A 22,375-nucleotide genomic window follows, 5' to 3' on the forward strand; every position below is an offset into this window, starting at 1 on the left:
CGTGAGGATGAACGATCGCGTGGTGAGGAGCTAGAGCGGTGTGGAACTGGGCGCCGTCGTCTCCTCGGGCCGGCGGACGGGCTGCGTTTCGGCCGGCCGGTGGGCGGGGGTGGGGACGGAGGCGGGGACGGCGTGCGGCCGGGAACCGCGGGCACTCCACCACGCCCACTGCCGGCGCGCCGCGATCACGGCGCCGTCCGGATTGGCCACGATGGTCAGCAGCAGAAGCAGGCCGGAGGCCAGGCCGTAGTAGCGGGCGACCGAGCCGATCGCGTCCTGCACGAGCAGGTAGAACACTCCGCCCTCGGCGGCGAGGCCCGCGAAGATGGCACCGCTGACGACCGACACGCCGCCGATGTAGACGAGCACGATCAGCCCGATCGACCCGAAGACGTCGAAGCGGTCGAAGGAGACGGCGCCGATCTGGTAGGACAGCAGCGAACCCGACACGCCGGCCACTGCGGCCGACACCGCGAAGGCCTGGAGTTTCGCGCTCGACACGCTGATACCCGACGCGGTGGCCGCTCGCTCATTGCTGCGCACGGCCAGCATCCGCAGCCCGGACGGGCCGCGCCGAAGGTTCCCCGTACCCCAGACGAGCAGGGCGGTGAGCAGGACGCAGAACAGGCCGAACCGAAAGCGGTGCAGGGAGGGATCGAGCGAGAATCCGAAGATCGACGGGGAGGGTGCGAGGCTGCCGGTCTGCCCGCCGGTCCAGCTCCGGTTGAGGAAGAGCACCGCGTTCACCGCGACTGCGGCACCGATGGTGACGACCGCCAGGTTGAGTCCCCGCACGCGCAGCGCCGGCAGCCCGAGAACCATCCCGATCGGCACCATGCAGACGGCCGCGAGGACCAGCGGAAAGGGGAACGGCACGTTCAGGTCCTCGGCGAACTTCGACGTCAGCAGGCCGCCGATGCCGGCGAACGTCATGGGCATCAGCGAGGTCTGACCGACGAATCCCGTGACGATCACGACGGACAGCGCGACACTGATCGTGACGAGGGAGGTGGTGAGCCCCGACTGGTAGGTGCCGTTCAGCAGGGCCAGGCCCGCGACCGCTACGACGACGAGGGCCACCGCGGAGCGTGGGCGGATTCCGTCCCGGGGCGCGAGCGGCAGCCGGACCGTGGAAATCGTGCCGCGCTCGGGGATCAGCCGTCCGGTCAGCACGACCGCGGCGATGACGACCGCGAACGGCAGCGCGTCGGTGACCCCGGTCTGCTTCCAGTAGCGGCCGATCTCGGACTGCGCGGACCCGATCAGAATCCCGGCGAGCGCGGTGAGCCCGAAGGAGCGGAATCCACCCAGAAGAGCCGCGGCCAGAGCCGGAAGAATGAGCAGGGTGAGGCCGCCGATGCTCAGGCCGACGATGGGCGCGATGAGTATTCCGGCCAGGCCGGCCAGGGCACATCCGATGGCCCAGTTCGTGGCGGCGATGAGATCGGGCGAGAAGCCCAGCAGGGCGGCGCCGCGCGGATTCTCGGCGGCGGCCCGGGTCGAGACACCGATCAGGGTGGCGCTGTACCAGGCGGCGAGGGCGATCGCGATCACGATGGTGATCCCGAGCAGCCATAATCGGTCCTGGCCGAACTGGATGCCGAAGACCCCCACGTCCCCGGTGGGCAGGACCTTCGGGGCGTTGCGGATCTGGTCACCGAACCAGAGGCTGGCCGCTCCCTCCAGCGCGGTGAGCAGGCCCAGCGTGACGATCACCTTGGCCAGGATCGGGGCGGAGCGAAGGGGCCGCATAACCGCCGCGTGCCAGACCGCGCCGAAGGCTCCCGCGGCGAGGAGGGTCACGACGAGCGCCACCGGCTTGGGCACTCCCTGCTCGACGAGGCGGGCGAAGAAGAAGGCGGCGAACATGCAGACGGCGCCCTGGGCGAAGCTCAGGGTCCCCGAGCCGCGGTGCACCAGGACGACGCCGCAGGCGAGGATCGCATACGCCGCGCCGGAGCCCAGCCCGAGAATGGCGAAGAGAACGACGGTGCTCACCGGACCGCCCCGCCCTGGTCGGCCTGGTCGGCCTGGTCGGTCTGGGCATCAGGGGCATCCTGGGCGCCGAGGTAGCTCGCCTCGATGAGGTCGCGCTGCCCTCTCAGCTCCACGGCGGGCCCCTCCTGGACCATGGCCCCGTGGTTGAACACGTAGGCCCGGTCGACCACCTGGAGCGCGAGGTCGACGTGCTGTTCGACGATGAGGATGGCGCAGCCGAGGTCGTCGGCGATCCGCCGCATGACCGGCAGCAGCTTCTTCACGATGACGGGAGCGAGGCCCAGGCTCATCTCGTCGACCATGAGCGCCCTGGGACGCATCGTGATGGCCCGGCCGATCGCCAGCATCTGCTGCTCACCGCCGGACAGCAGGCCGGCGCGCATCCGCAGCCGGCTCTCCAGGGCGGGAAAGTAGTCGAGGACCACCCTGACGGGATCGCCGTGGCGCCGGCCCCGGCCCATCCGGATGTTCTCGCGCACGGTGAGGTCGAAGAACACCGAACGGTCGTCGGGGACGAGGCACAGGCCGCGGCGCGCCACCCGGTCCGGCCGGCCGCCGTCGACGGGGGCGCCGAGGAAGCGAACCGCCCCGCCGATCGGCCTGAGCACGCCGGCGATGGTCAGCAGGGTGGTGGTCTTGCCGGCGCCGTTGGGACCGAGGACGGCGACCAGTTCGCCCTCGCCGACGGTGAGGTCCAGGTCGCGGATGACCGGGACGCCGGCGTAGCCCGAGGTCAGGCCCGCGCAGTCGATGATCGCCGCCGTCATCGCACCGGCCCGTTCTCGGGACCGACGGCCGCCTCGGCCGCCTCGGCCGCCTCGGCCGCCGCCGGATCGTCGTCGACGCCGAGATACGCCTGGATCACCCGTGGGTCCTGCCGAATCGCCTCCGGGTCGCCGCTGGCGATGAGCCGGCCGAAGTCCAGGACATGGATCTCGTCGCAGACCTTGAGGACCATCCCCATGTCATGGTCGATCATGATGATGGTCAGGCCCTCCTCGACGAGTTCCCGCAGCCGTGCGGCGAAGGCCAGCGCCTCGCTCGTCCCGAGTCCCGCGGCCGGCTCGTCCAGCAGCAGCAGTCGGGGGCGCAGCGCCAGCGCTCGGGCGACGGTGACGAACTTGCGCTGCCCGAGGGACAGGTCGGGCGGCAGCACGTCGGCCAGGTCCTCGATCCGCAGCCGCGACAGCGCGTCCTCGACCGCCTCGGCGGCCGCCCTCGACGGGCGGGGCCGGACGAGATCCACCAACGGCGACCACCAGGTGGATTTCTCCGCCGCCGCGGTCAGGTTCTCGCGGACGGTGAGGTCCTCGAACAGTTCAAGCGTCTGGAACGTGCGTCCGATGCCGGTCCGGATCCGCCGGTGGGCGGGCACCCTGCTGAGGTCGTGGCCCTCGAACGTCACGGTTCCGGTGGCGGGGGTGAAGCCGGTGACGGCATCCATGAAGGTCGTCTTGCCCGCACCGTTGGGGCCGATGAGGCCGACGAACGTGGCCGGTTCGACCGCGAAGGAGACCTGGTCGAGCGCCCGCAGTCCGCCGAACTGGACGGTGAGGTCGTGGACACCGAAACGGGTCATCACGCACCGGCCGCGGGTAACGGGGACTCGACGACGGGCAGCAGGAGATGGGACGGTCGACCGCTGTCGTGGAAGACCTCCGTGTTCGACGGGTGTTGGTTGACCTCGAAGAACGGGAAATCGGAGGTCGAGACGTCGACGCGGATCCGATGGCCGGCCCGGAACACGTTCGCGGTGGGCCAGATCTCGATGTCGAACTCGTAGACCTGGCCGGCCACCAGGGCGGTCGGATGCTCGTCACCGTCGACGTGCGATCCCTTCAGGGCGCCGGTGTTGAGCAGCCGCGACCGGCCGTCGGGAAACACGTCGCAGAGCCGGACGCAGAAGTCGACGTCGGGCGCGTCCGTCGTGGCGTGCAGGACGAGGCGCGGGGTGCCGACGACCGTCAGGTCGGCCTCGAGGACCGCCGAGGAAAACGTCAGGCAGCCTTCCTCGAAGGACCTCTGGTCGGCGGGGTCCGGTGGCGTTCGGTTCGGATTGGCCGGGTCGTGCTTCAGGAGACTGGAGGTGTCGCTCGCCCGTGGGACGGCCAGCAGCACGCCGTCGATCCCCGACCCGACCGGGCCGTCGGCCGAGGAGGCGAGGTGGAACCTGGTTGCAACGGCCGGCACCGGCCAGCTCGGCACGTCGACGTAGCGCTCGTCGCCCAGCAGGTACAGCCGGGCCTGGGGGCCGGCCAGGACGTCGTTCTTCGCGCCGCGCAGAAAGTGGTCGAACCACGCGATCTGCAGTGCGGTCAGGCCGCCGTCGCCGAGCTCGGGCCGGATCGCCAGGCTTCCGGGGCCGACGAACAGCCGCTTCGGGCCCTCCGATGCCTCATGGCTCGACAGGGTGCCGCGGACGAAATGGTCGTACCACACGCCGCTGTGCAGCGTGGGAAGTGCCGTCTCCTGCGCCCGGCGCAGGAAACTACGGGACCGCCAGAAGTCGTCATAGGCGTCGTGCTGGTACATCTCCGTCAGCCAGTCGAGGTTGGCGGGATTCTGGCCGGCCGCGATGCGCTGGTACCACTGGTCGAAGCGTGCTTCGTACACGGCCCGCCTGCGTTCGTAGCCCGGACTCTCCGGGTCCCCCGGGTCGATCGGGGAGATGTTCCCGTACTGGCTCGTCGCCCAGCCGATGCGGTTCTCGTAGCGGAAGACGCCGCCGATCCGCCACTGGTCGGTGTAGAAGTCGGCCGGGTGCATGTTCGGGGCCATGGCGCGCAGGTGCGGGGGGTGGGTCAGCGCCGTGGTGTAACAGGAGATGGCGGCGGCCGATCCCCCGGTGATGCCGACGTTTCCGTCGCACCAGGGCTGCTCGGCGAGCCACTCGACGAGGTCATATCCGTCGAACGGCCCTTCCACCAGATTGTAGTAGTCGTAGTTGCCTTCCGAGAAACCAGTTCCACGGGCGTCGGCCACCGCCACCACGAACCCCGCGTCGACCATTGGTCTGACGCTCAGGAGCATCGGGTTGACCCCTGGCGGAATCACGATGGGCAGTGCCGTCATTCGGCGTCCGTCGGAGCCGATCGGCATGTCGAACTGGGCATCCTTCTTGTACGGCGTGATGATCAGTACGGCCGCGTGCCGGGAAAGCTGGTCGGGCCGGTAGATGTCGACGGCCAGGTGAACGCCGTCTCGCATCGGGACGAACTGATCCTTGTCGACTTCCATGGCGACCCCATATGTCGTGGTCCACGGACCGGCGGACTCGGCCGGGCGGCTGGACTACGAGTTCCGGGTCGACGGCGTGCGGCACCGGAGATCCTCTCGCTGATGAGCCGTCGCCCGGGTCTCATTGCGGTCGGGTCATCGTCGATTACCGCACGGTTTCATGTCCACCGCGACCTGGCGGCAAATCGGGGCGTTTTTCCCGCCAGGTGGCGTCCGCCGTCCCGCCGCAGGTCAGCCGCGGCTCAGGACGCGGCCCCGGCCGAGCGTCAGAGAGCGCCATCGACAGGACTGGGCAGAAAGCCCGGACTTACGGATGTCCGCAGCCCGAAAAAGGAGACTGACGCCGAATTCTTGCGGCGACGACCGCAGATCCCCTCGTGCCCGGGAGCCGGTTGCGGTGCGGTGTGAACGGTCCGCGGGATGGGACCGTACAAGACGCACCGCCCCACAACCGGCCCGCCCTGGTGTGGTGGGGTGGGCGGACCAGCGGTGCCGCCCACCCCGGGCGGGACGTCAGAGCATGCAGGTCAGGGGGTGCAGTTCAGGGTGCCGGTGCGCAGGGCGTGGCTGGAGTCGTTGTCGTCGTCGGACCAGACGACCGGCTTGTGCCCGGACGAGCAGCTGTCCTGCGGGGCGAGGGCGAATCCCTCGTTGTTGTAGTTGGACATCCCGGAGGGGCGGGCGTACACGGCGGTACCGGTGAGCCGGCCCTGGGCGTTGATGTCGAGCGTCGCGGTGCGGCCCTGGCAGGTGTCGTCGCACTCGGCCCACAGGTGGCCGGTCGCGGGCTCGTACTCGAGGTCCATGACTGCGGGGAAACCGCTCGCGACGGTGGCGATCCGGGTGTAGGCACCGCCGCCCTGGTTGAGCGCGTAGGCGTAGACGGAGCCGTTGGCCTCAAGACCGACGAAGTACAGGCCGCTGCCGTGGCCGGGATAGGCGCCCGGGTCGTAGGCGGTGTTGGTGTGCTCGTCGTGGAACCCGTGCGCGGTGAGGTACGTGTCGGGAATCCACGAGATGGCCTCGAGCCCGCTGTTGGCCGCCACGGCAGGCAGGTCGGCGGTGAGGTTCCATTCCGCTGTCGCGTTCAGCGAGGGGGCCGTGGAGGAACCGTCGTACCGCAGGACCTTCAGCAGGCTGGTGCCGCTGTTGCTGTTGTCCCGTTCGGTGGAGACGACCACGCCGTCGGGAGTGGTGACCACGCCTTCCGCGTCGGGATCGCCGGTCCCGCCGGCGTAGTGCAGCGCCTTGCCCGAGGCCCAGCCGCCGGTCGTGTCGGGCTGCCACTTCGCGCCGTTCGGCACGAGCCGGTAGAGCGTGCCGGGACCGTTCTTCACCGCCCACAGAACGCTGGAGCTCTGGAACGACAGCCCGCTGAGGTTCGTGCCGAACACGTTCGCGTCGTCGGCGGTGGCGACGGCCGAGCCGCCGGGCCACACGGTGGCGGGGCAGGCGTTTGCCGCGCCGCGCGTCGACGAGGTGGTCGTCGTGAACGCACCGGTGCCGTCGGGGCAGCGTCCGTAGGTCGTCGACGCGTGCGAGGTCCAGGTGTAGGAATCGACCAGCGTCGTGCCACCCGGCTGGTACAGCCGCACCGAATCGGCGCTACCGAGGCCGAACACCGGATCGACGTCGAGAACCAGATGCCCGCCGGGCGCCAGCGACGTTCCCGACGCCACGGTGAACACGTGCGAGTCGTCGTTGTCCTTGACGACCCAGCCGGAGACGTCCACCGCCGCCGAACCGATGTTCGTCAGCTCCACCCAGTCACCGGGCGACCCACCGCTCGACTCGACCTCGTTGATCCGCACGTCCGCCGGCCCCGCTGCCATTGCCGGCATGCCGAACAGGCCGACTGTGGCGACGGCGACGACGGCCAGAGCTGTGGCGACGGCGAGTCGCACCTTCCCACGCGAATGTCTACGCAATGCAGTTGCTCCTCGGGCGGGTCACGGGCAGGCGGAGACGATCTCACGCTCCTCGCGGAGCCTCCTGCACACCGACGACCAGAGGTTGAACACGCAACCAACAGCGCGGGCAGCACGGATGACCACATAGCGCAGACACGTACACACGGACAGCTCGGCCGAGTTCCCGCTCGCCGGGATCCCCTTCACCGAGATCCCTTCACCGAGATCCCGCGGTGGACGGCCTCCAGTCGGGACGGCTGATCGCGTAGATGTGCCGCGGCTGGCCGTTGCGCTCGGTGGCTTCCGCGAACGTCATGCCGAGCTTGACCGCGACCCGGATGGACGCCGCATTCTCCGGGTGAATGATCGAGATGACCCGGTCGGCGCGGAGACCGGTGAAGGCGTACTCGACCGCCGCGGCACCGCCCTCGGTCGCGAATCCCTCCCCCCACCGCTGCGGGCGGATGGTCCAGGCGGCTTCCAGGCCGGGCCAGCCGTACTCCCGGTAGAGGCCGGCGCGCCCGATGAACTCTCCGGTGGCCCGCTCGTGCGCGAGCCACATGCCGAAGCCGTTGAGGGCCCAGTGCCCGATCTGTAACGCGAACATGTTCCAGACCGCGCCTTCGCTCGACGGCGATCCGGTGTAGCGGCTCATCCGCGGGTCCAACGCCATCCGGGTGTAGGCGGGGATGTCGCCGGCGGTCCACCCGCGCAGGATGAGCCGCTCGGTACGCACGGTCGGCACCATGACCGCAGGGAGCGACTCGGCTATGTCAAGGGTCATTCCTCCATCAAAGCCGGCCGGGTAACGGCGATGAGCCGTTCACGGAAGTCCACGACCTCCGGGAGGGGAGCATGCCCGGCGAGATCGGCAGCGAGCCGTCCCGCGCGGCTGATGAGCGTCTGGGTCGGGCTCGCGGCCAGGATCGCCAGGGCCCGCAACCCGAGCCGGGCCGCCTCGGCGGCATCGGGACGCGGGCGGCGCACGAGGGCGGTCGCGAGGACCATGACGGCGTGGCCGTGGTCCTCGAAGCCGACGGCCCGGCCGCGTTCGAAGGCGTCGACGGCGGCGCGGGCGATCGGCTCCGCCTCGTCGCCCGCGCCGAGCCGGGCGAGGACGCCGGCGGTGAACGACTCGGCCGTCGCCGGCCCGAACGGCGAGCTTCCGGGCCGGGCCGGGACGTCGATCACGGCTCGGCGCATCCGGGCCAGCGCCTCCCGGGTGCCCCCCGGATCCCCGAGGGCGGCCAGCGCCCGCGCCTCGTAGGCGGCGAGCCTGGCCCGGGTGTAGGGATGGTCCGGCGCCCGGCGCGCGAACTCGACGGCCTCGGTGTACTGGTGGCCGTAGAACGCCAGGGTGGAGGACATCGCCGCCATGGCGGCGGCCAGCACCGGGTCGTCGATCTGGTCGGCATGATCGCCGGCCTGGGTGACGAAGCGCCGTGAGGCCGCCTGATCGCCGAGGTTGAACGCCAGCCGCGACAGCATGTACGCCGAGTAGCCGGCGATCTGGGTGAGCCTCGCCTGCGCCCTGGTCTTGGCGCCCGCGTCGAGGAGCCGCTCGGCGGACTGCCAGGTGCGATACACCCGCGGCGCGAGAATCGCGTGAGGCGTGGTGGTGAACACCGCCGCATGACCGTCGACCTCGTCGGCGAGTTCACTCAGGGTGAGCGCGTCCGGGTTGCGGCGCGCTCGCCGCCGATAGGTGTCCGCGGCGATCAGTCCGGCCGCCGAGAACTCGAAGACCTGCCTGCGGTCGGTCCCGGCCGCGCCGTCGCCGTCGCCGTCGCGGGCCGCCTCGAGTCGGGCCTGCCAGGCGGCGATCTCCCCCCCGGTCCGCCAGTAGTCGTCGAGCGCGGCGCACAGATCGGCGGAGGGCAGCTCCCCGTTCTCGGCCTTGGAGATCCGGGTCCGGTGGAACCCGATCCGCCGGCTCAACGTGTCCTGACTCATGCGGCCGCGCAGGATCCGAATCCGCCGCCCCAGCGCCACCGCGCCGGTCCTGTCCTCGTTCACCCGTTGCTGTTCCTCCCCGTTCGCCTGCCCCCGGGTCCACCTCCGCCCGCTGCCACAGCCGCAGTCGGCTGCCACTGCCACAGCACAGCCACAGCCACAGCCACAGCCGCGACGGCGCACAGCACGGCACGGCACGGCACGCGTCGTGCGCACATCTGGCGGTCACCCGGTCACGTGCACAGACTGCCTATGTCGGCGAGAAACCTGGAACCTCCCGCGCCGACGGGTCACCGAAGACCACTACGCAGGAGCGACCATGGTCAGCCCCCCGGACCAGCTCGCCTGGCGCCGGCCCGCGGTCAGTCCCGACGTCGCGTTCGCCCGCGACGGCGAGACCGTCGCCATCAGCTACACCACCGGCACCGAGCCGGATCTTCGGATGCCCAGGGCGATCTGGTTCGCCCTGCGGGCGGAGATCCGCGCCGGCGACCGGGGGGCGTTCCATCGGCTGAACGCCGCCTGGACTCCCTGGACGGCCGCCAGCGGCGGCCTCGCCGCCGAGCGGGACGGGCACGTCCACCTCCGCTACGGCTATCTCGGCAGCCATCGCCTCGAGATCCCCGCCGCCGTGTGGCGCCAGATCTGCACCGCCGTCCACAGCGGTGCGATCAACCACCTCACCGACTGAAGCGGTCCGACCCGGCCCGGGGCCTGGCCCGCCCAGCGCCGTCGGAGCCTGGACGCCGTATTCGTGCGAAGCGGGATCGCCCACGGCATCCTGCGCCAGGTGCCAGGACGGAAAAGGTGTCGACGGGGCCGATTTCTGTCCGTTAGCCTGCGACGCCGTGACGAGCAGCGCGGTGTGGGACGACGAGACGGCGGAGCGCTACGACAGCATCTCCGCCGAGAAGTTCGCGCCGAAGGTGCTCGGTCCGACCGTCGATCTGCTGGCCCGTCTGGCCGGTGCGGGTGCGGCGTTGGAGTTCGCGATCGGCACCGGTCGCGTCGGCCTCCCGCTCGTCGCCCGGGGCGTTCCCGTGACCGGCATCGAACTGTCGGCGTCGATGGTCGCCCGACTGCGCCGCAAGGCCGATGAGGCGACCCTGCCCGTGGTCGTCGGCGACATGGCCACCGCCACTGTGCCCGGCGAGTTCTCCCTCGTCTTCCTGGTGTGGAACAGCATCTCCAACCTGCGCACCCAGGCGGAGCAGGTCGCATGTTTCCGTAACGCCGCCCGGCATCTCGGTCCGGGTGGGCGCTTTGTCCTTGAGCTGTGGGTGCCGCCGATACGGCGCCTGCCTCCCGGCCAGTGCGCGGTCCCGATCAGCACCGGTGACCGACACCTCGTCTTCGACACCTACGACCCCGCCACGCAGCAGTGCACCTCCCATCACTACTGGCACGAGGCCGACGGGACGGTGCGCCACGGCTCCGGCGAGTTCCGGTACATCTGGCCGGCCGAATGCGACCTCATGGCGCAACTCGCCGGTCTGGACCTGGAGAACCGGTTCGCCGACTGGGACGGCAGCCCTTTCACGGCGGACAGCGAGAGTCACGTCTCCGTCTGGCGTAAGCCACCGGCCGGGCCCGGGCCGGCCTGACCGCCCCCAGGCCCGGCCGGCTCGGGCGACCGAGGGCGGCCGGCTAGGCGACCGCATGGGTGAGGGTCGCGCTGTAGGTTCCCGCGACGATCCCGCCGGCGGGGATGGTGACCGTGATCCTGGGGTTCCAGGCTGCGGAGTTGAGCCCGGTTCCGCCGGTCGCGCGCACGATCTCGCCAGGGGCGACCGACAGTGCCGGGTCGTTGGTCACCGTCGGGGCCACGTCGTCACCCGTTAACGTCACCTCGCCGGGGCTGTAGGAGGCGTTCGAGGGGCTGATGCTGCTCGGGCCGGACACGAAGGCGGTACTGCTGACGGTGGTGATCCACCCGGCGGGGTCGATGTCCCGGGTGTCGGTGACCGTGACGGTCCCGAGCAGACCCGAGACCTGGGCGCTGGTCAGGGGCACGGTACCCAGGCTGACCGCTCCGGGCGGGGCGGAGATCCCCAGCGTGCCCGGGGGGCCGCAGTCGGCCCTGGTGATCGCGTTGTCGTCGAGGGTCACCGCGGCGCCGCGGGCCAGCGCCCGGCCGTTGATGCTGGTGCCCGCCGCCACGGTGATCGACTGGTCGGCCGCGACATCGCCCGCGATCACCGAGTTGGCCGCCAGCGTGGCGGAGCTACCGACCTGCCAGAAGACGTTGCACGCCTGGGCTCCGCCGACGAGCTCCACGCGGGCGTCCGCGCTGGTGATGAGCGTGCTACCCATCTGGAAGATGAAGACCGCGTGGGGATGGCCCTGGCCGTCGAGGGTGAGCGTGCCGGCGATGCCGAGCGAAGAGGCCGAGCGGTAGACGCCCGGGGCGAGGGTCAGGCCACCGAGGTCGCCGGAGACGACGGCGGTAGGGGTGCGCGCCGCGGCGTCGTTGTACGCGGTGTTCAGATCGGCCTGCGCCTGGGTGGCGACCGGATCGCCGCCGTGCATCATCCCGTCCAGGGTGCCCGGGGGGAACCCGGTCACCGCGGTGCCTGGACTCACGCCCAGGTCGCCGATGATGTGGCTGGCACCGGAGTTGGTGACCGTTGCCGCGGCGAGCACCGCGAAGTTCTCGACCGAGCCGATGTCGACCGGTGCTGGCCGTTCGATACGCGCGGCCTGCACCCGGGGCTGGCCGCCGACGACCAGCGCGCCGGCGGCGGCCATGAGCGCGATGCTGACGACCGTCCGGGTCAGTCTGCGGCGACCGGAGATCGCCTCGCTCACCGGCGAGCATTCCGGCTCCGACCTCGCCGACCAGCCAGCCTGGTCACCGTGCGGCGGTGATCGCGAGTCCCACTGTCCGCCGCACCGTGCACGCAGGTCTTCACAGCCCGGCAATGTAGTCCGCGCGGCCCCCGTGCCGACGGATACGGGCACCCCTGAGTGAGCCGCCGCGCCTCGAATCGCCATGGATGCGACGAACCCCGCGCCGCATGCCGACGCGCGACACCCCGCCCGAGCACCCCGGCTGCCGCCGTGGGGGGTTTGGGGGGCTCGGCCCCCCAGCAGACATCGCGGCCCCCGGCGAGCCTGATCAAGGATCAGCGAGCATGCGGAGCCGACGCGTGGGCGCGGCAGGGATCGAACCTGCGACCACTCGCTTGTAAGGCGAGCGCTCTCCCGCTGAGCTACGCGCCCGGGAGACCTGAAGGACGAAGCTGACTAAGACTACGCATGCGGCGACGCCCCGTGGAACGATCGGGCGCCAGTTCGGCGGAGGGTGACCGGCCGGTCGAGCGCCGACGCGCCCGGGGGACCGTCGGCAACGGGAGCCGGCCCCACGACCACCCAGGTACGCGGGCCGGCTCCCGTAGGGAGATCCTAGAGGGCGGCGAGGGCCTTGAGGTACTCGGCCTGATCGCGGGCGTCGGGGATGTTGTTGACAACCTTCCAGCGCACGACGCCCTCCTTGTCGATCACGAAGGTGCCACGCACGGAGATGCCGCGCTCCTCGTTGAAGATGCCGTACGCCTTCGCGACCTCGCCGTGCGGCCAGAAGTCGGCGAGCAGCGGGAACTCGTAGCCCTGCTGCTCGGCCCAGACCTTGTGGGCGAACGGCGAGTCGACGGAGACCGCGAGCACCTGCACGTTGTCGTTCTGGAACGAGCCGAGGTCGTCGCGGACCGAGCACAGCTCGCCCTGGCAGACGCCGGTGAAGGTCAGCGGGTAGAACAGCAGGACGACGTTCCGCTTGCCGCGGAACTCCGACAGGGTGATGACCTCGTTGTTCTGGTCCTTCAGCGAGAAGTCCGGGGCGACGGAGCCAACCTCGACGGTCACGGGCGCTTCCTCTCCACGACGATGGGGCTGCACGAATGACGCTGATCGCAGACGACACGATCACGATGACCGAGCATCGAGGACGATGCGCGGGCCGATCCGGAGGATCACCACAGATCGAATGATCGCAACGGCGGGTGGGAACCGAAGCGGACCGGCGAGGGCTCCCACCGGTTCAGGCGCCCCCGCGGATCGGTCCGCCGTCCCAGAAGCCAGCATGCCAGTTCCGACCGCGAGGAAACCGGCCGGCCAGCCGCGGATGGCCCACACCGAGGCCCGCCGAGCCGCCCCGCTCGCCGCACCGGCCGCCCGGGCGTCGACCGCGACCTGCGAGGACACGGTCGACGGCCGGCCCACGCCGAGGAGGAAGGTCCCCCCGGCCGACCGACGTCGATCCATCTGCTTCGGGCCGCCGCTCGGCCACCGCCTAGACGAAGGTTCACCCGCATTCGATCCCGGCGGAAGGTATCTTTCGCGCTCCCGGGGCACTGATGCGGCGAGTGTTCGCGTTTCCTACGTCAGACTGGCCTAGTCTGGCCGATCGACACGGGAGCCATCGGCCGGACATGCGCGTAACACGGTGCGTGCTCCGCGTGCGCCACAGGTATGGACACCGATGAGGGCAGGACCACCTTGACCAATCAGAGTGCGACCCCGCACGGTTACCCCGAACCGCACGGCTACCCCGCGCAGGAACCCCACCCGATCGACGGTCCGGGCACCTCGACCGGCGGCTTCCCGATCTACGCCTTCCGCGAGTCGCTGCCCGGCCCCGAGCCCGAGCAAGGCTACCCCGCGACCCCCGACTACGGCCTGCCCGGCCCGGACGGGCGGCCCGGCCTCCCGGACTCCTTCGGCGGGGCGGGGGTGCTCGGCAAACACCGCAACCCCTTCGCCGTCTGGCTGGGTCTGCCCCTGATCACCCTTGGGGTCTACTACTTCGTGTGGGTTTACAGGACGAACCGGGAGCTGGGTGAGTACGACCGGCGTATCCAGGTCAACCCGGCCCTGTCCCTGCTGGCGTTCCTCGTCGGATGGCTGGTCCTGGTGCCGCCGTTCGTCGCCGCCTGGCGGCTGGGCACCCGCACGCGCACGGCCCAGCATGCCGCCGGGGTGCCGGAGACGAACCCGGTGCTCGCGTTCGTGCTGTTCCTGATCGGCTTCGGGCCGCTGTTCCTCCAGCTCGAACTCAATCGGCTCTGGGACCGCTACCCGGGGGCCGTCGAGGGCCAGCAGGTGCCGCTGTACCGGTGAGCCCGCGAGGGGGAGAGGGGCGGGGCCCGGCTGGCCCGGTTCGGTTCCCTCAGGTTCAGGTTCCCCTGGGGCCGCGCGCGGGCGGCGCAGGTCCCGACCCGGCCCGGACGCGGGCATGACTCGACGGCGCCCGGCCCCACGGGCCGCCGGACGCCCTCGCGCCGGCCTCAGCGGTGCCGCACGCGCTGCGACTTCGGCGCCGCCAGCCGCTGGCCCGACCACTCCTGCGCGACGCTCAGCGTGCTGGTCTGCACCAGACCCGCGGTGGGCACCGCGTCCAGCACGTCGCTCGGCGCGACGTGGCCGTCCCGTCCGGCCTTGGGGGTGAGCAACCAGATCACCCCCTCGTCGGACAGCTGGCGGCGCGCGTCGATCAGCGCGTTGGCCAGATCCCCGTCGTCCTCCCGCCACCACAGCAGGACGATGTCGACGACGTCGTCAGAGTCCTCGGGGACCAGCTCCGTCCCGCTGGCGCTGGTCACCGCGTCCAGCAGGTCCTGGGCGATGTCATCGTCCTCGTTGAGCGACTGCACCTGGGTCCCGGCGGAGACTCCCAGTCGCTCCGCCCGGCGCTGACCCTCGGCGTTCGCCGCGGTCGGACTCACCCTGCGCTACCTCCCGTTCGTGTGTGACGCTCCGCGAGAGCCGCGGAGACGCCCCGTGCGTGAGCGCACCGGTGCGATGGGGTCCATCACCCGGTGCGTCTCGACCTAGTCCACCGGACCGCCCGGTGACTGCGCAAGTGCCACGCCGTCGGTTGTGGACCGATGACGGCGTGGTCGACGTGCGGCGACTCCCCGCCGGTACCCGCAACGGGCCTCGATCATTCCCTCGCCGGACGCTCGATCATCCCGTCAGCAGGGACAGCCGGACCGTTCGGTCGGGGTTGTCCACGTTGAGATCGACCAGCGCGATCGACTGCCAGGTGCCGAGCGCGAGCCGACCATCGAGCACCGGGACCGTCAGCGTCGGCGGGATGAACGCCGGCATGACGTGGGATCGGCCGTGGCCGGGCGAGCCGTGCGCGTGGCGCCACCGGCCGTCGGCGGGCAGCAGCTCGGCGAGCGCCGCGAGCAGGTCGGGGTCGCTGCCGGAGCCCAGCTCGAGGATGGCCAGCCCGGCGGTGGCATGCGGCACGAACACCGACAGCAGGCCATCACCGGAATCAGTGACGAACTCCACTGCGTCGGGGGTGAGGTCGACCACACGCTCCTGGCGGCCGGTGTGCACGGACAGCGTCGTGGTCTTCATCCGGGTGTCCATCAGGGTGATTGTCTACCAGGCGGGGGCCGTTCACCGGCTGCGGCGCGGACGACATGTCGACAACGCCACGCGTATCGCCCGATTCTCTACTCGAAAGTAACCAAGGCGTGCGTGACGAGGTCGCGCGAACGGAGCACGATGGGACCAAGGCGTGTTCGCCCGCCGGGTCCCGCCTCGGCCGATGGGAGTCGGTCGATCACCCGCAGCGGCACGCCGGAGGAGAAGGTGACGAGCGGCCAGGACGCGGCGATGCATCGATCATGCGGGTTCCCGCATCCCCGTGCACGTGAAGTGACACATGGGCCGGCGGACGCACGAGGAGGATCTTCTCGAGCGGCACCGGCGGCCCCGGAAGCTTGAGGAGCAGGAGAAGGCGTGGCGCAGGACACAACCCGGAAGTTCTCGGTCATCACCGACGGGCTGCCGAGTCAGCTGCCGGACATCGACCCCTCGGAGACCAACGAGTGGCTGGAGTCACTCGACGCGGTCATCGAGGAGTCCGGCCGCGGCCGGGCCCGCTTCCTCATGCTGAAGCTCCTCGAACGAGCCCGTGAGAAGGCGGTCGGCGTTCCCGGCCTGACCAGCACGGACTACATCAACACGATCCCGCCGGAGCGCGAGCCCTGGTTCCCCGGCGACGAACATGTCGAGCGCCGCATCCGGGCGTATATCCGGTGGAACGCGGCCATCATGGTCAGCCGCGCGAACCGGCCCGAGTTCAACGTCGGCGGCCACATCGCCACCTACGCGTCGAGCGCGAGCCTGTACGAGGTCGGATTCAACCATTTCTTCCGCGGCAAGGACCACCTGAGCTCCTCCCCGGGAAGCGACTCGGGTGACCAGATCTTCATCCAGGGGCACGCCTCGCCGGGCATCTACGCCCGCGCGTTCCTGGAAGGCCGGTTGACGGAGTCCCAGCTCGACGCCTTCCGTCGGGAAAGCGAGTCGGGCGGGCTGTCGTCCTACCCGCACCCGCGGCTCATGCCCGACTTCTGGGAGTTCCCCACCGTGTCGATGGGCCTCGGCCCGATCGACGCCATCTATCAGGCACGCTTCAACCGTTACCTGCTCAACCGCCAGATCAAGGACACCTCGAACAGCAGGGTGTGGGCGTTCCTCGGCGACGGCGAGATGGACGAGCCGGAGTCGATCGGGGCGCTCGGCGTCGCCGCCCGCGAGGAGCTCGACAATCTGATCTTCGTGGTGAACTGCAACCTGCAGCGCCTCGACGGCCCGGTCCGCGGCAACGGCAAGATCATGCAGGAGCTGGAGTCGCTGTTCCGCGGCGCCGGCTGGAATGTGATCAAGGTTGTCTGGGGTCGCGACTGGGACCCGCTGCTGGCCAAGGACACCGACGGCACCCTCGTCCACCGGATGAACACCACCCCGGACGGGCAGTTCCAGACCTACACGACGTCCTCGGGCGAGTACATCCGCGAGCACTTCTTCGGCGCGGACGCCCGGCTGCGCCGCATGGTCGCCGACCTCGCCGACGACGACCTGCGCAAGCTCTCCCGTGGCGGCCACGACTACCGCAAGCTCTACGCGGCCTACAAGGCGGCCACCGAGCACACCGGTCAGCCCACGGTCATCCTCGCCCACACCATCAAGGGCTGGACGCTGGGCAAGGACTTCGAGGCCCGCAACGCCACCCACCAGATGAAGAAGCTGACCAAGGCGGAGCTCAAGGAGTTCCGCGACCGGCTCTACCTGGAGATCCCGGACTCGGCGCTGGCCGGGGACCTGCCCCCCTACTACCACCCGGGGCCGGACTCCGAGGAGATCCAGTACATGCGGGAGCGCCGGGCCTCGCTCGGCGGGTCGATGCCGCGGCGCGTCGTGCGGGCCAAGCCGCTCCCCCAGCCGCCCGCGAAGATCTTCGACGAGCTGCGCAAGGGCTCGGGCAAGCAGCCCGTCGCCACGACCATGGCGTTCGTCCGGCTGCTCAAGGACCTCATGAAGACCAAGGAGATGGGCGCACGGTTCGTGCCGGTCATCCCCGACGAGGCCCGCACCTTCGGCATGGACGCCATGTTCCCGACGGCGAAGATCTACTCGCCGCACGGGCAGCGTTACGAGGCCGTCGACCGCGAGCTGCTGCTGTCCTACCAGGAGTCCGAGTCCGGCCAGATGCTGCACGAGGGCATCAGCGAGGCCGGCTCGATGGGCTCGGTGATCGCCGCCGCGACCTCGTACTCCACCCACGCGCAGTACATGATCCCGGTCTACGTCTTCTACTCGATGTTCGGGTTCCAGCGCACCGGTGACCAGATGTGGGCGCTCGGCGACCAGCTCGGCCGCGGCTTCCTGCTCGGCGCCACCGCCGGGCGGACCACGCTCAACGGCGAGGGCCTGCAGCACCAGGACGGCCACTCGCTGCTGCTCGCCTCGACCAACCCGGCCTGCGTCGCCTACGACCCGGCCTTCGCGTTCGAGGTCTCGCACATCGTCCGCGACGCCCTGGACCGGATGTACGGCGAGCGTGACGAGAACGTCTTCTACTACCTCACCGTCTACAACGAGCCCGTTCCGCAGCCGGCCGAGCCGGCCGGCCTCGACCCGGCGCAGATCATCGCGGGCATGTACCGGTTCCGGCCGGCCGAGGAGCTCGTCGGCGGCCTGCCCAGCGGCGGCGCCGAGGGTGGCTCGGGGCCGCGGGCGCAGTTGCTGGCCAGCGGCACGTCCATCCACTGGGCGCTCACCGCGCAGGAGATCCTCGCCGCCGACTTCGGCGTCGCCGCCGACGTGTGGTCGGTGACCTCGTGGAACGAGCTGCGCCGGGAGGCCCTCGACTGCGAGCGGGCCAACCTGCTCAACCCCGAGGCCGACGACGCCGTGCCGTACGTGACCCGCATCCTCGACGGCGCCCCCGGCCCCGTCGTGGCGGTCTCCGACTGGATGCGCGCGGTGCCCGACCAGATCTCCCGCTGGGTGCCGCAGGCGTTCACCTCGCTCGGCACCGACGGCTACGGGCGCTCCGACACCCGGCTGGCGCTGCGCCGGCACTTCAAGGTCGACGCCGAGTCGGTCGTCGTCGCCGCCCTGGAGTCCCTGGTCCGGGCCGGCGAGGTCAAGGCCAGCCTGGTCGAGGACGCGATCCGCCGCTTCGGCCTGCGCGACGACGACGACGCCGTCGGCGGCACCGACGCCGGCTGAGCCACCCGCCCGGCCGGGCCAGCACGCCGAGCCGGGCCAGCACGCCGGGCCGGGCCAGCACGCCGGGCTGAGTGACCACGCCCGGCTGGGCCACCACGCCGGCCGGCCTGCGGGCCGACCGACCCATGGCGGGCCCGGGGTGGACGACCTGACCAGGCCGTCCACCCCGGGCCCGCCGGTCTTTCCGCGGCCGGGGCGACGCCCGGTCCCACCCCTCGGGGGGAGGCGACGGCGGCGGCGCCGGCCGGCCCGGCACCCCCGGTCCACCCCGGCAGGGGTGCCACCATCGGAGGGTCGCGACGCGGCGCGCCACCCCCGGTCCCACCCCCGCGCGGAGGCACCCCCTGCCGGCGCCGGCCATCATCACCCGCCGGTGCCGGCACTCCCGGGGAAAACGCCGCCCAAGCGGGCCCCGGCCCAGCCGGAGGCCGCCGGCCGGGCCGATACCGGCCCGGCCGTGGTGTCACGAGCCTCACCCCGGCCGGGCGCGGCGGCGGCGCGCCGGTGCGCACCGGCGTCGGTGTCGCCCTGCGTGACCAGGGTGGCCGACACCGACGTGCCAGACCGCCTCCGGCAGCCATGCCGATCCGTCCTGGGCCCGCACTGGCACGGCCGTGCCACCACCGTCATGCCCCGCCTAAAGGCACAACGAGTTCCACATCGGGGCCGCAAACACTAGTCTCACGGAGGTGACATCGGGAGATCGGCGACGCGGCGTACCACGCCGCGGACCCCACGCAGGCGGCACTCCCCGCGTACGCCGCCCCGCGCAGCTACGGTGTCGGAGAGCGACGAGATGTGGCCTGCCTGGTACGCGAGACCATGAAGTGATCAGGTACGGTCGCCGCATCCGCCGCGCCGCCCATGATCCGGCCGGTGACGGGACGTCCGGCCGGTTCACCCGCACGGATTCGGACGACGGCTGCCCGGCGCAGGCCGCGACGGTCGAGGAGGACGAGGTGAACGGTGTCACGACGACCCCCACACTCGCGGTGGCACCATCCGCGCCGTGGCCGGGCAGGCTCGCGGTGACCCCGCGGCGATCCGTGTGCGCCGGGGCCCCCACCAGCGGCGGGCGGGCGGCATGATCCTGCGAGCCCGCCGCATCGAACGGCTGGAGGAGCATCCCAACCTGCGAGGGATCCTCGGGATCCTCGCCCAGCTCGTGCACACCACCGACGCCGAGCTCGGCTCGCTCGCCGCGGCCTGGCGCAACTCCGGCTACCTGGCCGCCGCCCGGGACAAGGCGCTGGCGCCCGACTCGCCGCTGATCGTCGAGGTGCTGGCCGCGTTCGACGCTCTGAGCGCCATCTACGCCGACGACCTCGCCGGCGCCGACTACGTCACCGTCGAGCCGTCGGTCGCGGCCACCGCGCTGCGCGCGATGCGCGACGCCGTCGCCGCCTCCTACGCGCGGCCCATCCTCGGCCGCGCCGAGTACGCCGCGCTCATGCGGCCCTGGCGCGCGGTGTACCCGCGGGCGCGCTCGCACGAGCCCGACCTCGGCCCGGCCGCCGCGGACGTCAAGCGGGTCCTCGCCGCGCTGCCGGTCCTCGCCGGCCGCTGCCACGACCCGGACAGCCTGGAGGTCTTCGACGGGCTGCTGGTCAGCGCCCTGACCCGGGACGACTCCGCCCACCAGCAGGCCATGGACGCCGCGTTCGCGAGCGCCGTGGTGACCGGTCGCCGACGGGTGTGGACGCTGGTGCGCCGCAGTGCCGCCGAGGGGTTCTGGCGGCTGTGCCCGGACTGCCGCGGCAAGCGCGCCGCCACCGACTCCAGCGAGGACCACCGGGTCATGGAGCTGTGCGCCGACCTGGCCTGCGCGCTGCTCGTCGAGGACCTCCTCGACTCCTCCCAGTTCACGCAGCTCACCCGCCCGCTGCACACGCTCATCCCGCTCCAGCACCGCGGCGGCTGAACGCCCGCGCCCGCGGCGGCCAGCGCCGGGCCTGCGGACGCCCGGGGCGCCGGCCGCCGGGCGTCGCGGCTCAGCTGTCGCCGGGGCGGCGCGGGCGGTAGACGATCAGCCGGGCACCGCTCGGAGTGATCACGATCCGCTCGACCCCCTCGGTGACCTCGCCGTCACAGGCGAAGGGCAGCGGCCCGGGCTGGCGGGAGGAGATCAGCACCCGCTCCACCGTGCGCTGCTCGTACACCCGGCTGCGGCCGAGCCGGCCGGTGAGGACCGCCCCCACCAGCCGCAGCCGGGCCAGCGGCGCCGACGCGTCGACGATCCGCAGGTCAAGCAGGCTCTCGTCGAGCCGGTTGCGGTAGGTCGGGGCGAAGCCGTCGGGGCGGTACACCCCGTTGCCGACGAAGATCAGCCAGACCCGACGGGGCTCGGAGTCGATCTCCACCTCGAACGGCGGCTCGTGGCGCAGGATCCAGCAGAGCGCAATGATCATCGCGGGCCACTTGCCGATGCGCCGCTCGAACTTCTCCCGCACGGCCACCATGTCGGGATAGCCGCCGAGGCTGGCGGTGTTCACGAAGATCCGGGAGAACCGGTCGAACACCGCGGAGATGCCGTCGGCCCGACCGAGGTCGACGGCGACCGCCGCCCCCTCACGGATCGCCTGCACCGAGTCCCCGGCGCCGACCAGGCCCAGGTCGGCGGCGAAGTGGTTGAGCGTGCCCGCCGGGAAGACCGCCAGCGGCATGCCGCGGGCCAGCGCCACCTGCGCGGCCGCGTTGATGCTTCCGTCGCCGCCGGCGATGCCCAGCACCCTCGACGACGACGCGGCGCCGGCCAGCGCGGCGGCCATGTCGTCGGCCGGTCCGACCTCGACGACCTCCGCCCGGGGCAGGTCGGCGCGCAGCACGGCGAGCAGATCGGCGTGGTTGCCCTGGCCGGAACGCGCGTTGACGACGACGGTGAGGCCGTCACCCTCGGGCAGCGCCGGCGCCCAGGCCGACGCCGGGCTCGCCCGCGCCGGCACCCAGGGCCGCCGCGGCATCACCTTCGTGGTCAGCAGGCCCGCGCCGACGCCCAGCAGGATCCCCGCGGCCACGTCCCCGGGGTAGTGCACCCCGACGTAGACGCGGGAGAACGCCACGGTGGCGGCGAGGGCGGCCACCGGCACCGCCACCCCGGGGGCGTCGAGGGCGACCCCGGTCGCGAAGGCGGCGGCGGAGGCCGCGTGCCCGGACGGGAACGAAAAGGTCGTCAGGTCGCGGGAGAGCCGGCGTAGCGGCGGGATGCCGTGCGTCGGCGGGCGGTCGCGGCGGAACACCAGCTTGGCCGGCCCGTTGGCCAGGACGCTGGCGACGCCGAGCCCGATCAGGCCCCGGGCCGCAGCCGGGCGGCGGCGCCCCTTGCTGGCCCCCAGCGCCCCCGCCACACCCCACCACAGCAGACCGTGGTCGGCGGCATGCGACAGCCGCGGCAGGACCGGGTCGAGCAGCGGGCGCCCGCCGGCGAGCGCGGTGAACAGGGAGCGGTCCGCCCGGGTGAACGCCTGCACGAAGCTGCGGCCGAGGGCGATGTCGCGGCGCATGAGCAGGCGCGCCCGGCGCCCGACCGGACTCGCGGCCGACGGCAGGCCGCCGCCCGACCCGCGGGACACCTCCGCCCGCCACCGGTCGGCCAGGCCGGTCCCCCGCGCCACTCCGACAATCCCCCGCACAGACCCGCCCGCCGATCTCGCCGTCACGCCGGCACCGTACCCGCCCAGGGGGTCGCCGGATCAATCTGGACGAAACCTCACAGCCGCGGGCCACGACGCCCCGCCGGCGGC

General features: G+C 71.7%; 17 protein-coding genes and 1 tRNA gene. 5 read left to right on the forward strand and 13 right to left on the reverse strand.

Annotated features, from left to right (window positions below):
• Positions 1 to 30 precede the first annotated feature (30 nt).
• The 7 genes from FRAAL_RS21940 to FRAAL_RS21970 form a co-directional block, all read right to left on the reverse strand.
• Positions 31 to 1,998 (reverse strand): ABC transporter permease, encoded by a 1,968-nt coding sequence (locus FRAAL_RS21940; protein WP_011606146.1) that lies wholly within the window; start codon positions 1,996 to 1,998, stop codon positions 31 to 33.
• A complete protein-coding gene (locus FRAAL_RS21945) occupies positions 1,995 to 2,765 on the reverse strand; it encodes an ABC transporter ATP-binding protein (RefSeq protein WP_011606147.1) in 771 nt (256 codons plus the stop codon). Before FRAAL_RS21945 ends, FRAAL_RS21940 begins: the two co-directional genes overlap by 4 nt.
• A complete protein-coding gene (locus FRAAL_RS21950) occupies positions 2,762 to 3,577 on the reverse strand; it encodes an ABC transporter ATP-binding protein (protein WP_041939619.1) in 816 nt (271 codons plus the stop codon). The genes FRAAL_RS21945 and FRAAL_RS21950 overlap by 4 nt, the downstream gene beginning before the upstream one ends.
• Entirely contained in the window at positions 3,577 to 5,235 is a 1,659-nt protein-coding gene (locus FRAAL_RS21955; protein WP_011606149.1) for a CocE/NonD family hydrolase, read from the reverse strand. The genes FRAAL_RS21950 and FRAAL_RS21955 overlap by 1 nt, the downstream gene beginning before the upstream one ends.
• 527 nt (positions 5,236 to 5,762) lie before the next feature.
• A complete protein-coding gene (locus FRAAL_RS21960) occupies positions 5,763 to 7,163 on the reverse strand; it encodes a lamin tail domain-containing protein (protein ID WP_011606150.1) in 1,401 nt (466 codons plus the stop codon).
• A gap of 199 nt (positions 7,164 to 7,362) precedes the next feature.
• A complete protein-coding gene (locus tag FRAAL_RS21965; RefSeq protein WP_011606151.1) occupies positions 7,363 to 7,929 on the reverse strand; it encodes a GNAT family N-acetyltransferase in 567 nt (188 codons plus the stop codon).
• Entirely contained in the window at positions 7,926 to 9,161 is a 1,236-nt protein-coding gene (locus tag FRAAL_RS21970; RefSeq protein ID WP_041939620.1) for a helix-turn-helix domain-containing protein, read from the reverse strand. The genes FRAAL_RS21965 and FRAAL_RS21970 overlap by 4 nt, the downstream gene beginning before the upstream one ends.
• Positions 9,162 to 9,417: 256 nt before the next feature.
• Here FRAAL_RS21970 and FRAAL_RS21975 point away from each other — a divergent pair, with 256 nt between their 5' ends.
• Positions 9,418 to 9,789 (forward strand): hypothetical protein, encoded by a 372-nt coding sequence (locus tag FRAAL_RS21975; protein ID WP_011606153.1) that lies wholly within the window; start codon positions 9,418 to 9,420, stop codon positions 9,787 to 9,789.
• Between the two features lie 157 nt (positions 9,790 to 9,946).
• Positions 9,947 to 10,702, forward strand: a complete 756-nt coding sequence (locus FRAAL_RS21980) for a class I SAM-dependent DNA methyltransferase (protein ID WP_041939621.1) — start codon at positions 9,947 to 9,949, stop codon at positions 10,700 to 10,702.
• 43 nt (positions 10,703 to 10,745) lie between these two features.
• Here FRAAL_RS21980 and FRAAL_RS21985 read toward each other — a convergent pair whose 3' ends face one another.
• The 3 genes from FRAAL_RS21985 to FRAAL_RS21995 form a co-directional block, all read right to left on the reverse strand.
• A complete protein-coding gene (locus tag FRAAL_RS21985; RefSeq protein WP_011606155.1) occupies positions 10,746 to 11,906 on the reverse strand; it encodes an ice-binding family protein in 1,161 nt (386 codons plus the stop codon).
• Between the two features lie 342 nt (positions 11,907 to 12,248).
• A tRNA-Val gene (locus tag FRAAL_RS21990) sits at positions 12,249 to 12,320 on the reverse strand.
• A 183-nt stretch (positions 12,321 to 12,503) separates the two neighbouring features.
• Positions 12,504 to 12,962, reverse strand: coding sequence for a peroxiredoxin (locus FRAAL_RS21995; RefSeq protein WP_011606156.1), 459 nt, complete (start codon positions 12,960 to 12,962; stop codon positions 12,504 to 12,506).
• A gap of 633 nt (positions 12,963 to 13,595) precedes the next feature.
• Between FRAAL_RS21995 and FRAAL_RS22005 the strand changes: the two genes are divergently transcribed.
• A complete protein-coding gene (locus tag FRAAL_RS22005; protein ID WP_231861190.1) occupies positions 13,596 to 14,216 on the forward strand; it encodes a DUF4234 domain-containing protein in 621 nt (206 codons plus the stop codon).
• Between the two features lie 167 nt (positions 14,217 to 14,383).
• On the opposite strand, the gene FRAAL_RS22010 is transcribed toward FRAAL_RS22005, so the two are convergent.
• Together FRAAL_RS22010 and FRAAL_RS22015 are read right to left on the reverse strand one after the other, a co-directional pair.
• Positions 14,384 to 14,821: a DUF3052 domain-containing protein gene (locus FRAAL_RS22010; RefSeq protein ID WP_009742958.1), complete on the reverse strand. Its 438-nt coding sequence runs from the start codon at positions 14,819 to 14,821 to the stop codon at positions 14,384 to 14,386.
• 241 nt (positions 14,822 to 15,062) lie between these two features.
• On the reverse strand, positions 15,063 to 15,467 hold the full coding sequence (locus FRAAL_RS22015; RefSeq protein ID WP_041939623.1) for a secondary thiamine-phosphate synthase enzyme YjbQ: 405 nt from the start codon (positions 15,465 to 15,467) through the stop codon (positions 15,063 to 15,065).
• 387 nt (positions 15,468 to 15,854) lie between these two features.
• Here FRAAL_RS22015 and aceE point away from each other — a divergent pair, with 387 nt between their 5' ends.
• Together aceE and FRAAL_RS22035 are read left to right on the forward strand one after the other, a co-directional pair.
• A complete protein-coding gene (gene aceE, locus FRAAL_RS22020) occupies positions 15,855 to 18,635 on the forward strand; it encodes a pyruvate dehydrogenase (acetyl-transferring), homodimeric type (RefSeq protein WP_011606161.1) in 2,781 nt (926 codons plus the stop codon).
• A gap of 1,084 nt (positions 18,636 to 19,719) precedes the next feature.
• Positions 19,720 to 20,556 (forward strand): hypothetical protein, encoded by an 837-nt coding sequence (locus tag FRAAL_RS22035; RefSeq protein ID WP_011606163.1) that lies wholly within the window; start codon positions 19,720 to 19,722, stop codon positions 20,554 to 20,556.
• Positions 20,557 to 20,626: 70 nt separating this feature from the next.
• Here the strand turns inward: FRAAL_RS22035 and FRAAL_RS22040 are convergent, their stop codons facing one another.
• A complete protein-coding gene (locus FRAAL_RS22040; protein WP_505474299.1) occupies positions 20,627 to 22,291 on the reverse strand; it encodes a bifunctional phosphatase PAP2/diacylglycerol kinase family protein in 1,665 nt (554 codons plus the stop codon).
• Between the last annotated feature and the right edge of the window lie 84 nt (positions 22,292 to 22,375).

The sequence above is a fragment of the Frankia alni ACN14a genome (assembly GCF_000058485.1).
In the GTDB taxonomy this organism is placed as follows: domain Bacteria; phylum Actinomycetota; class Actinomycetes; order Frankiales; family Frankiaceae; genus Frankia; species Frankia alni.

What these genes read in the sequence shown, in the direction of transcription:
- FRAAL_RS21955 (WP_011606149.1), bottom strand. Translation starts at nt 5,235, where the DNA reads ATGGAAGTCGACAAGGATCAGTTCGTCCCGATGCGAGACGGCGTTCAC.
- FRAAL_RS21950 (WP_041939619.1), bottom strand. Translation starts at nt 3,577, where the DNA reads ATGACCCGTTTCGGTGTCCACGACCTCACCGTCCAGTTCGGCGGACTG.
- FRAAL_RS22035 (WP_011606163.1), top strand. Translation starts at nt 19,720, where the DNA reads ATGATCCTGCGAGCCCGCCGCATCGAACGGCTGGAGGAGCATCCCAAC.
- FRAAL_RS22015 (WP_041939623.1), bottom strand. Translation starts at nt 15,467, where the DNA reads ATGAAGACCACGACGCTGTCCGTGCACACCGGCCGCCAGGAGCGTGTG.
- FRAAL_RS21945 (WP_011606147.1), bottom strand. Translation starts at nt 2,765, where the DNA reads ATGACGGCGGCGATCATCGACTGCGCGGGCCTGACCTCGGGCTACGCC.
- FRAAL_RS21965 (WP_011606151.1), bottom strand. Translation starts at nt 7,929, where the DNA reads ATGACCCTTGACATAGCCGAGTCGCTCCCTGCGGTCATGGTGCCGACC.
- FRAAL_RS21975 (WP_011606153.1), top strand. Translation starts at nt 9,418, where the DNA reads ATGGTCAGCCCCCCGGACCAGCTCGCCTGGCGCCGGCCCGCGGTCAGT.